The organism is Bacteroides sp. Phil13 (genome assembly GCF_001940965.1).
GTDB classification, from domain to species: Bacteria; Bacteroidota; Bacteroidia; order Bacteroidales; family Bacteroidaceae; genus Bacteroides; species Bacteroides intestinalis.
In genome coordinates, this window is the sequence record NZ_MSHA01000066.1 from 18,685 (window position 1) to 29,352 (window position 10,668).

7 protein-coding genes and 1 pseudogene are annotated in these 10,668 nt (G+C 41.5%); 3 read left to right on the forward strand and 5 right to left on the reverse strand.

Translation table 11 applies throughout. The features are described 5' to 3' along the window. Positions 1–34: 34 nt before the first annotated feature. The gene (locus tag BWI44_RS12060) at positions 35–1,876 is read right to left on the reverse strand and encodes an Ig-like domain-containing protein (RefSeq protein ID WP_195208543.1); all 1,842 of its coding nucleotides are present in this window, start codon (positions 1,874–1,876) and stop codon (positions 35–37) included. Between the two features lie 777 nt (positions 1,877–2,653). Here BWI44_RS12060 and BWI44_RS12065 point away from each other — a divergent pair. After that, on the forward strand, positions 2,654–3,289 hold the full coding sequence (locus tag BWI44_RS12065) for a DUF6266 family protein (protein WP_118216233.1): 636 nt from the start codon (positions 2,654–2,656) through the stop codon (positions 3,287–3,289). Here BWI44_RS12065 and BWI44_RS12070 read toward each other — a convergent pair. The 3 genes from BWI44_RS12070 to BWI44_RS12080 form a co-directional block, all read right to left on the reverse strand. Then, positions 3,276–3,977 (reverse strand): DNA alkylation repair protein, encoded by a 702-nt coding sequence (locus BWI44_RS12070; RefSeq protein WP_195208544.1) that lies wholly within the window; start codon positions 3,975–3,977, stop codon positions 3,276–3,278. The two genes, BWI44_RS12065 and BWI44_RS12070, sit on opposite strands and share 14 nt — an antisense overlap. Positions 3,978–4,025: 48 nt before the next feature. After that, positions 4,026–6,020, reverse strand: a complete 1,995-nt coding sequence (locus BWI44_RS12075) for a tetratricopeptide repeat-containing sensor histidine kinase (protein ID WP_195208545.1) — start codon at positions 6,018–6,020, stop codon at positions 4,026–4,028. 270 nt (positions 6,021–6,290) lie between these two features. Next, positions 6,291–8,249: a sialate O-acetylesterase gene (locus tag BWI44_RS12080; RefSeq protein ID WP_118216235.1), complete on the reverse strand. Its 1,959-nt coding sequence runs from the start codon at positions 8,247–8,249 to the stop codon at positions 6,291–6,293. Positions 8,250–8,451: 202 nt separating this feature from the next. Between BWI44_RS12080 and BWI44_RS12085 the strand changes: the two genes are divergently transcribed. Both BWI44_RS12085 and ybeY read left to right on the forward strand, forming a co-directional pair. Continuing rightward, positions 8,452–9,684: a spore maturation protein gene (locus BWI44_RS12085; protein WP_195208547.1), complete on the forward strand. Its 1,233-nt coding sequence runs from the start codon at positions 8,452–8,454 to the stop codon at positions 9,682–9,684. Positions 9,685–9,710: 26 nt separating this feature from the next. Next, entirely contained in the window at positions 9,711–10,121 is a 411-nt protein-coding gene (gene ybeY / locus BWI44_RS12090) for an rRNA maturation RNase YbeY (protein ID WP_195208548.1), read from the forward strand. Between the two features lie 111 nt (positions 10,122–10,232). On the opposite strand, the pseudogene BWI44_RS12095 reads toward ybeY, so the two are convergent. Then, positions 10,233–10,668 (reverse strand): annotated as a pseudogene (locus BWI44_RS12095) (hypothetical protein); the annotation flags it as partial.

Below are 10,668 nucleotides of genomic sequence, written 5' to 3' on the forward strand. Positions count from 1 at the left end.
CGTGATATTTCCATAGCTTCTTTTTTATAATAAATCAAGCACTTTTAAATGTTACTCTTTCTATCATTATATGATAACAAACATTAGTTTCCAAATTAGTAATTCGAACATCTGTTGCGGTATTAAAATAATAACTTGCATATGGCCATGAATTTTCAAATAATGCCTTATCTCTCATAAATGTAAAACTTCCAGTTCCATTTTCTAAATATATAGAAGCGGAGAAATCTCCCGTTTTCTTGAAAGCACCTCCACCTATTGCCTCTACTAGATATGTTCCTTTTACTTTTATATCGTAAGTATATGTTAGATAAAGCCGATACCATTGCCTATAGCTAGGAGTGTACTCAACATCTGATTTTTCACTTCTAAAAGATGCTTCACGAACTACTGAAAATTCCTTCCCTACCGTCTGCACCGACACCTCATCATCGTAATACTCTATCTTTGAGCCTACACGGCTGTAAGCCCTTAGATAATAAGTAGTACCCTTAATCAAGTCTGTTAACGATAATCTCAACTTTCCATCACTACCTACACTTGCCGTAGTAACATTATCCGTAATCTTAGGGTTAGGTGACGTTCCGTAACATATATCCACTTTCTTTACCCCACTTGGAGCAACAGATGTAAGTACCGCCTTATCTTCATATATATCTGTAGGTTCAAAATGTGTTTTAATAATCCCTGATGTGGTGAACATCCCTTGATCTCCATAATAATATTCCCCGTCCAATTTAGCATATATACGGACATAATAAGCTGTTTCGGGAGTCAGTTCATTCAGTGTGTATACGATCTCATTCCCCGAAAGAGAAACTTTAGTGGCATCAACCGTCGGCATTGATGAAGTGGAATAACAAATACCAACCTCATCCATTTGCAAACCATACGTCGTAATTGTTCCTGAGATCTGTGCCGAAGATGAAGAAATAGAAGAAATTTGAGGTACTGAAATTTCCACGGTCACTGCCGTAGTAAACATAGCCTGGTCGCCATACTTAGCCGCACCATCCACAACAGCATATATGCGGACATAATAAGTAGTATTTGCTTCCAGCTTGGTTAAGGTGTAAGAAATATCCTCGCCGGACAAAACAACCTTCTTGTCATTGACAGTGGGAGATTGGGAAGTAGAGTAACAAATACCGGCTTCCGTAACTTTAACGCCCGAAGCCTTGATTGCTCCCTCCACAAGAGCCGAAACAGAAGTTATATCCGACACTTCCGGTTTAGAAATTTCCACTCCTCTATTAACGATTGTAATCTGACAGGAGGCCGTTTTATCACCATCATTCGTAGTCGCTTCAATAGTAACTTTTCCCTCGGCTATAGCGGTCACCTTACCGGTAGCATCCACCGATGCTATTTTACTATCTCCCGAACTCCATGTTACAGCTTTGTTTGTCGCATTCTCCGGTGTCACAACAGCTTCAAGTATCAAGTCATCCCCCACCACCATAGTAGACTCTGTAGGTTTAATCGACACTCCCGTCACCCTGACAACCTTGTCCACTACCGTTACTTTACAAGTCGCTGTTTTCTTGCCGGTAAGTGCCGTTACGGTAATAACAGCCTCTCCGGGTATTACCGCTGTTACCATTCCAGTCTCATCCACCGTTGCAACACCGGGGATGCTACTGGCCCACACATGTCCTTTATCAGGTGTCTCAGCCGGAGTAAAAGAAGCTATCAACCTTTCAGTTTTGCCTTTCTCTAATGTTAACTCACTCTTGTTCAGTGCAATGTCCGGAATCACAACATTCTCTTTACTATCCTCTTTACTACAGCTACCAGCCAACGGCAGCATAAGTAAGAAGCCCAATATTACCCAAATGAACTTTGATTTACCGGTTAATTTTTCTCTCTTCAGCATAATCCATATAGATTAAGCCTATAGACTTCCCCTGATTCAGCAATACACAAAAAAAGACGTGGGAGTCTGTACTTTCACTTATCCCAGTCTCAGGCTCTCGCATGCCCATCTATAAGGATAAGCAACGCAGCTAGCCCACGCCAAGATGAATATACAGAACACCACGCCAAGCGCAATGTTTGGACAAAACACCTCAAGTGGACGTTCCCGTTGCCGTATCTTCTTATAGATTTCAAATTTGCGAGATTTGAGACTAGAAGATAACGTTCGTAAACGTCTTTCTATTACAATAATAAAAACCTCCCCCTAACCCACCGGCTAGCTGAGATTGTGACAAAGTTAAGAGGTTTCAGTGTACATGCCAAATTATTCAGGATGTTTTTAATGCCATTTTTTTACCGTATAGTATCCGTTTAGGTCCTCATAGCCATCCGGATAACCATAAAAAAGAAAAATCCGGGCCGTACCTACTCCCTACTTACTCCTTACCTACTCCCTACCTACTCCTTCTTATTATATAGGGAGAAGGTAAGACGTAACCCTGTCTGATACCGGTAATATTTATGCCGAAACACCGCATCACATACATTCTCTCCGTATATTCATGAATTCTTGAAAACAAACTCCACAAATCAAAAGAAAAAGAAAAAGTTTATTCATACCTTTGCGATGCAGCACCCCTCAAAGAGCAATGCATGAAGAATAAGAAAAGCCACATCCAGACTTCTCTCTCCCTTCACAAACAACAAAATATAAATAACTAAAAATTAAACCATCATGGGAAAAATTAAAAAAGGAGTTTTCGGCGAATTCACAGGAAAAGTAGGAAATCTGGTAGGATGTACATGGAAAGGGATACCTTATATGCGTACCCGTCCTGCCAACATGACCAACCCACGCACCGAAAAGCAACAGGGACAACGGAGCAAATTTCAGGTGGCACTCAACTTCCTCAGAACAATTACTCCCTTTCTACGCATCGGATACCGGGAATTCGCAGAAAGACAGACTGCTTTCAACGCTGCCATGTCCTATGTGATGAAAAATGCCCTCGCAGACAGTGAACAGGGATTAGAAATTGACTATAACAAAGTGCTGGTGTCACACGGAAGCCTGACACAAGCATCCGATACAACAGTAAGCACCGAAGGCAGCAAAGCCCTCTTTACCTGGAAGGATAATAGCGGACAGGGGAATGCAATGGCTACAGACGCAGCCATGCTATTAGTGTACAACCAAGAGAAGGCCTTGGCTGTTTATGATACATCAGCAGCTATGCGCTCGGATGGCAACGCCGAACTGGAACTTCCTAAAGACTGGAAAAACGATACTTTGATTGCCTACCTGGGCTTTTGCAGCACAAACGATAAAAGTGTGGCCAACAGTATATGTCAGCCTATTACCGTTGCATAAATTGTTTTCGTTCTTCTTCCGGAAATTTTTCTATCGCATAGCGCAACATCGTGCGGGGCATCAGTTTACAATGCTTTTCAAGGAACTGCACCAATAAGTCCTTGTCCCGCTTCCCCATTTCCCGCAACATCCAGCCTACAGCCTTTCGCATCAGGTCATGACGAGTGTGCAAAAAGTGTTCAGAAAGAGAAATAATATCGATGAAATCGTCGTTTTTAATTAGTGTATAGGTGGAGACCACTGCTATGCGCTGATCCCACAATAAATCGCTATCGGCCAAACGATAGAGGACATCACGAGGCTTATCTTTCAGATATTCGCCCACAATACCCGGAGCGGAAAGGTCAACCAAATCCCAGTTATTGATGCGGGCAGTCTGTGTCAGATAAAAGTTGAATATTTCTTTTTTGTCCTTTTCATCGCACTTTTTAAAACGTTCTACCAACATCAGCAAGGCACACAGGCGGCATTCATGCCATTCACTTTGCAGCAATTCTACCATTACCTTGAACGGTGCATCCTTATGACGCTTCGCCACAATACGAGTGTTAGGAACTACGATACCCAGAAATTTATCGCCTTCTCCGTATTGTCCCTTTCCGGTTTTGAAGAAATTAGGAAGGTATTCCCGCTTCACAGGATCAATGTATTGCTCCAGTTCTTGCTGGATTTCCTTTGCTGTCTGCATTTTCTTAAATTTAGTAGAGCACAAAAATACCGTTTTTCATTTTATTCTTCACATTGACACACAGAAAATAAAGCGGGTACCTTGGGTATATTCTTTATCTATAATCAGAAAACCTCCCAACCTTTCTGCAACGATACGGCAGATAGATAAGCCCAGCCCTGCTCCCTGACTAAAGTTATCCAGCTTAACGAAGCGTTCAAATACACGTTCTTGCTCGTCAATGGGAATGCCTATTCCGGTATCCGTAACCGTAAAAATCAATTGATTCGTCTCTTTTTTTACTTCATAAGCCAATGTAACAGAACCTTCATGAGTAAATTTCGATGCATTACTCAACAGGTTATCAAGCACCTGTGCTATATAGTTATAATTACTATTTATGATCAGTTCATCGCAAGCCGGTTTAAAAACAAGTTTTGTATCCGGAGAAAATAAAGTCCCTGCCGCATCTATCGAGGCTTGGCAACAAGCATTGACATCAACTGCATTGTGCTTAATTTCAACCTCACTATCAAGAATAGAAATGTCAAGAATATCACCTACCAACTTTAACAACAACTTACTATTACTTTCTATCAATGCCACATATTGCCCGATGTCTTCTTTATCGTCAAGCATATCGACTAATACTCCGGAGAATCCGACAATGGAGTTCAGGGGAGTACGAATTTCATGGGACATATTCTGAATAAACATTGTTTTCAGCCAATTACTTTGTTCTGCAACCTCCTTGGCCTTACGCAACTCTTCCTTGGCTTCAATTAATATACGATTCTTTTCATCCAGCTTATCCCTTGATTTTTCTAATTTGGCATTGAGTTTTCTCTGTTGCCACAAGAAAATAACAACGACACACAGAATTCCAATGACAGAGAAAAGAATGATCCGGGTATTTTGAAGTTGCTTCTCTTGAGAGATCTTTTCCAACCGTACTTTTTCAGCTGTAAGTTGTTGCAGATTTAGCATAGTAGCAAACTCACTGGTGGCAACCTCTTCATTCCTTTCTTTCTCTTTCTTTTGTTCCAATAGAAAATCACGGTATAATCCGGCAGCTTCTTCCTTACGGTTCATATCCCAAAGAATATCCGCCTTCGTTTTTCTCAGTTGCATCAAAGTGGCTAAATTATTTTTCTTCTTTAACTCAGCTTCTCGTTCATCCAGTATGCCAAGAGCTTTATGGTAGTTACCTACTCTCCAGTTATAATCAATTTCCACATCATACAGATAGTGTATATGGCGTTTCAGTGAAGGCTCATTCGCATACATTTGTCTACACTTCTCCAATGCCTGACGGGCAGCCACTGTATCCCCCTGCGCAAGATAAAGTGATACATAAACCAAGTTTGCCGTCACTTCATGATAGGGAGACTTGACTGCCTTAAGTGCTTTTTTAAGTAGTTCGGGAGCTTTTTCTTCTTCTCCCAGATCAATGTATATCTTTGCGGCATCACTGTACTGACAGGATATATTGTATCTTACGACATCGGTATTCTCAAAAATATCTATCTCCTTAAGCATGAATTCCTGAGATTTTTTCATTAAACCTTTCGCCGCATAGACATTGGCTAATGCATAATAACACTCAGCAATACTTTCTTGCTTTCCCTCCTTTTTTGCCTCCTGCAACATCTTTTCCGCTTCAAGAAGAGCAATATTATATTCCCCCTGTATGATATAATAATTAACCAGTCTGGCAGCCCATGCCCAATAATAAAGTTCAGCGTTCCCAACACTCCGGGCAAATCTCTTTAAACGATTGACTCCAGCTATGACACTATCTGTACGATTCTCACCTTGACCATAATAATAATAGTCTAACTTAGCTCCCAAAGCTATTTTAGACATTACTGTATCATTGCATCTGATTGCCATATCCAGCAGTGTATCCGATGCCGTCAGCACTATGGGATCAGTCGGATCACTAAAATGCTTTTTATAGTAAGCATGCATATTTTTGATATGGGTAGAATCCACCGTTTGGGCAAAGACAGTTCCTAAAACCAATTGCAGAAAAACACAGGCAAGAATCGTTTTTTTCATCATAATCTATTTGTCTGTTGTATATTATAGGATGATAAAGATATATCTTATACATGAAATAAAATATCACCTTATCCTGCAAAGTATATAAATTGACTATTTTTATCCTTTCATTGTATATAATAAACATTTTTTATACATAAAAAGCAAGCTAGTGGATTATGATTCACTTTCATAATATCTATAAACAAGCTGTATTAAAAGAAACTCCGCTTATTATCAATAATTTACAATTGACAATAAACGGAGTCTTTATTATACTAAACGAATAAATTATTTCTGCGTAACTCCTTTCCAATCATCTGTACGGAAAGGTGAAGCCGGAAGGCCAGCACCATTATATAAATTACAAACCGGATTATCGGCCCATCCATAGCGAACAGCAACGGGATATAATACCTCCGGAGAACTTACCACAATCTTATCGCCTTGTATTTCTGCTTTTGCCCAGTGGAATTTATGATCACGTCCGGCAATAGAAAAACCTTGTAATGCTTTTCCGTCACCACTCTTTAAACCACCTTCAGTATGGTCGAAAGAAAGGATGATCTTATCTCCATCTACCTCATAGGAGTGGTACATAGGGCCTGAATAAGGTATTTGCTCTCCATAGGTCTTGGCACGGGCTATCAATGCCAAACGATGACCAACTGCCTGTTTATCCTTGGGGTGAATATCATTTGCTTCGCCTTTATCTATGATTACCGCCATACCTGTATTTGCCACAGACAATGTACGGGTTTGTGCTTCGCGAAGTTCCGCCCAATCAGAATCAACCGGTTCCGGAGATACAGGTTTAAAATTGGCTAACTGTACAAAGTAGAACGGAAAATCCTTGCCCCAATCTTTACGCCAGTTCTCAATGACTAACGGGAAAAGTTCACGGTATTGGTAAGCACGTGAAGCGTTGTTTTCTCCCTGATACCAGATAGCTCCACGAATACCGTAAGGCACTAATGGGTGGATCATCGCATTATACAAAGATGTCGGCAGATTAGGATTCTCGGACATGTCTTTGGGAGGCATTCCCTCTTTACGGGCATCAGCCGCCACTTGATATTTCCACTCTCCTGCAAGGCTAATTTGCTCTCCATTGGCAGAACGAAGATAAAGATCGTTCGGCATGCCGCAACCACCGCCTGTATCTACAATACGAATGGCAAGACTCAGTTGTCCGGCTTTGACTAATTTACCGGGAACGGTATAATTACGCTGAATAGTATAACCAGTAGTGCGTCCTACTTCCTGACCATTCCAATACGTTATATCATTATCATCGATAGTTCCTAATATCAATTGAACCTTTTTACCTGCCCAGGATGCAGGAATATCAACGGTCCGGCGGAGCCAGATTAGTCCGTCAAAGCCATTAAGCCCCTGCTCCTCCACCATACCGGGAAATTTCATTTTTGCCCAGTTACTATCATCCAAAGAAACTTCTGCCCGTACCGGTTTCCCGGCAGCAAAACCTTCATCCACACGATTATTCCAAGCTTCCAAAGTTTTCAGATATTCCGCTTTCATCGCAGTTTTATCAGGCATGGCACGAACTTCCTCTACTACATTGCTAAAGTCCGGCATCTCTTGCAGCACTTTCCCACTTATCCAGGATTCTACATTTGTTCCTCCCCAGGAAGTATGAATCAGTCCCACAGGCACATTCTGCTTTTCAGAGATTTCACGACCAAAGAAATAGGCAGTAGCCGAGAAATTAGGAATAGTTTGCGGCGAACATACTTGCCAGCCATTATCACGGACTTTGATATCGGACTCCGGTTGGGTACTCGTCACATGTTCTACATGTAATAAACGGATATTGGGGTGATCAGCTGCAGAAACCTCTTTCTTATAGTTCATAATCTTTCCCCAACCTTCCAGAGGCATTTCCATATTAGATTGTCCGGAACATATCCAGACTTCACCAATCATTACATTTTTTAATACTAGTTTCTGTCCGTCGGTCAGCGTAAGTTCATAGGGTCCACCCGCTTCGGGGGTGCGGACAGAAAGTTTCCATTTACCCTCTTTGTCAGCCTGTGTCTCATACGTCTTTCCATCCCAGGAAGTTGTTACTTTCACCGTTTTCATCGGCTTAGCTTCACCCCATATAGGAGCATCTGCCTGCTGCTGCAGTACCATATTATCCGAGAACATCGGTGGCAATACAACCTTGGCAGAGATTGTACCGGATAACATCAGCAAAGCTGCAAATAAAATACATTTGTTTCTCATATTATTTAATTATTGATTTAAACAGAGGCATTGCAAACAGCCGCATTATAACACACAACCGCTCCAATGTCAGAAAGCAAAGATAACTAGAATTTCATATTTGAAATAGCGTTATTGCCCTAATAAATGCAATAATCTTTCCATTTATCATGCTGAATGGAAAGATATTCCTACTTTTGCACGAAAATCAACGCATTATTTTATGGTTTTAAATTACATTTGGGTAGCATTCTTTGTAATTGCTTTCATTGTGGCACTCCTCAAGCTTCTGTTTATGGGCAACACTGAAATTTTTACAGAGCTTGTCAACTCTACATTTACTTCCTCAAAAACGGCTTTCGAAATATCTTTGGGACTGACTGGTATTCTTTCACTCTGGCTGGGTATTATGAAGATTGGCGAACAAAGCGGTATGATTAATGCATTATCCCGCTGGTTAAGCCCTGTTTTCTGCCGCCTCTTCCCCGAAATACCGAAAGGACATCCTGCTATGGGTTCTATCTTTATGAACCTGTCAGCCAATATGCTGGGGCTCGATAATGCTGCTACTCCAATGGGATTGAAAGCTATGAAAGAACTCCAAGAACTGAACCCCCGGAAGGATACGGCGACTAATCCGATGGTTATGTTCCTGGTGCTCAATACTTCCGGATTGATACTAATCCCAATCAGTATTATGATGTATCGCGCACAAATGGGTGCTACACAACCTACTGATATATTTATCCCAATATTGATAACATCTGCCATCTCCACTCTTGTAGGAGTAATTGCGGTCAGTATCGCACAACGCATTAACCTTATCAATAAGCCTATCCTTATCCTCATTGGTTGTATCAGCCTTTTCTTCGCCGGACTGATTTACCTGTTTATGCGACTCGGTCGGGAAGAAATCGGTACATACTCCACACTGATTGCCAATATCATTCTGTTCAGTATCATCCTACTCTTCATTGTATGGGGATTATGGAAGAAAATAAATGTGTATGACGCTTTTGTAGAAGGCGCCAAAGAAGGATTTACCACTGCCGTTCGCATCATTCCTTATTTGGTAGCATTTCTGGTGGGTATTGCCGTATTCCGAACTTCCGGTGCAATGGATATGTTAGTAAGCGGCATCGGCTATGTAGTGGGATTGTTCGGCGTAGATACCAGCTTTGCAGGTGCTTTGCCAACTGCTCTGATGAAATCGCTAAGTGGTAGTGGAGCCAACGGATTGATGATCGATACTATGAAAGAATATGGTGCGGACTCTTTCGTAGGGCGTATGAGTTGTGTAGCTCGTGGTGCCTCAGACACTACGTTCTATATTCTGGCAGTTTATTTCGGTAGTGTGGGTATCACCAAAACACGCAATGCTGTCACCTGCGGACTAATAGCGGACTTGGCAGGTATCCTTGCCGCCATCATCATCAGTTACATATTCTTCTTTTGATTTTTAATTCTTAATTTTTAATTGATATGGTTTCTTATCAGACAGACGGTGTAGAAATGCCCGCCATCAAAAAAAACAAAACAACGGAATGGATTAAGGCTGTTGCCGCGACTTATGAAAAAAGAGTCGGTGAAATCGCCTATATTTTCTGTTCCGATGAAAAGATACTTGAGGTAAACCGTCATTATCTGCAACATGACTATTACACCGATATTATCACTTTCGACTATTGTGAAGGCAATCGCCTTAGTGGAGATTTATTTATTAGCCTTGATACGGTACGCACAAATGCGGAGCAGTTCGGCAGCGATTACGAAACAGAACTGCACCGCGTTATTATTCATGGCATATTGCACCTATGCGGGATTAACGATAAAGGTCCTGGAGAACGTGAAATAATGGAAGAAGCAGAAAACAAGGCTCTGGCTATGCGATAAAGACAGTAAAAACAGAACGCTTGTGTTCCATCTGCACAACACTTGTGTTACACAAACAGAACACAAGCGTTGTATAGATGAAACACTTGTGTGGCTCAAAGGCTCTGTCAGCTACTTTGCCAAGTACTTCTCGGCACGTCCCGGAGAGAAGAGTTCCCACAGCGAGGCAACCGTCCAGCCCGGAGCGAATATATCATTGTAATATCCCTTACCATTACGACCGTAATCCCAGTTCGTGTGTTGGACAACCTCAGGGTAATAACCTACTTTAGCAACACCACACATATGACCCTCATAGGGAAGCAATTGACGCATGGAAGTGGAAATAACCTCAGCAAAGTCTGAGAAACGAGCCTCATTGAACTCCTTGGAAAGCCAATGTAACACATCAGCAAACTCGAAAATAAACACATCAATATGGTTATTCTCAACAGACACATTACCCCAGCCACGGGTCTTCAAACCGATATCACCCAACATCTGACCTTCGGCAAAGGGAACATCCCAGGTATAATACCAGGATAAGGCGAAATAAGCAGCCTTCCTG

Excerpts from the sequence above, each read along its gene's own strand:
- BWI44_RS12060 (WP_195208543.1), bottom strand. The coding sequence starts at position 1,876 with ATGCTGAAGAGAGAAAAATTAACCGGTAAATCAAAGTTCATTTGGGTA.
- BWI44_RS12080 (WP_118216235.1), bottom strand. The coding sequence starts at position 8,249 with ATGAGAAACAAATGTATTTTATTTGCAGCTTTGCTGATGTTATCCGGT.
- BWI44_RS12075 (WP_195208545.1), bottom strand. The coding sequence starts at position 6,020 with ATGATGAAAAAAACGATTCTTGCCTGTGTTTTTCTGCAATTGGTTTTA.
- ybeY (WP_195208548.1), top strand. The coding sequence starts at position 9,711 with ATGGTTTCTTATCAGACAGACGGTGTAGAAATGCCCGCCATCAAAAAA.
- BWI44_RS12070 (WP_195208544.1), bottom strand. The coding sequence starts at position 3,977 with ATGCAGACAGCAAAGGAAATCCAGCAAGAACTGGAGCAATACATTGAT.
- BWI44_RS12065 (WP_118216233.1), top strand. The coding sequence starts at position 2,654 with ATGGGAAAAATTAAAAAAGGAGTTTTCGGCGAATTCACAGGAAAAGTA.
- BWI44_RS12085 (WP_195208547.1), top strand. The coding sequence starts at position 8,452 with ATGGTTTTAAATTACATTTGGGTAGCATTCTTTGTAATTGCTTTCATT.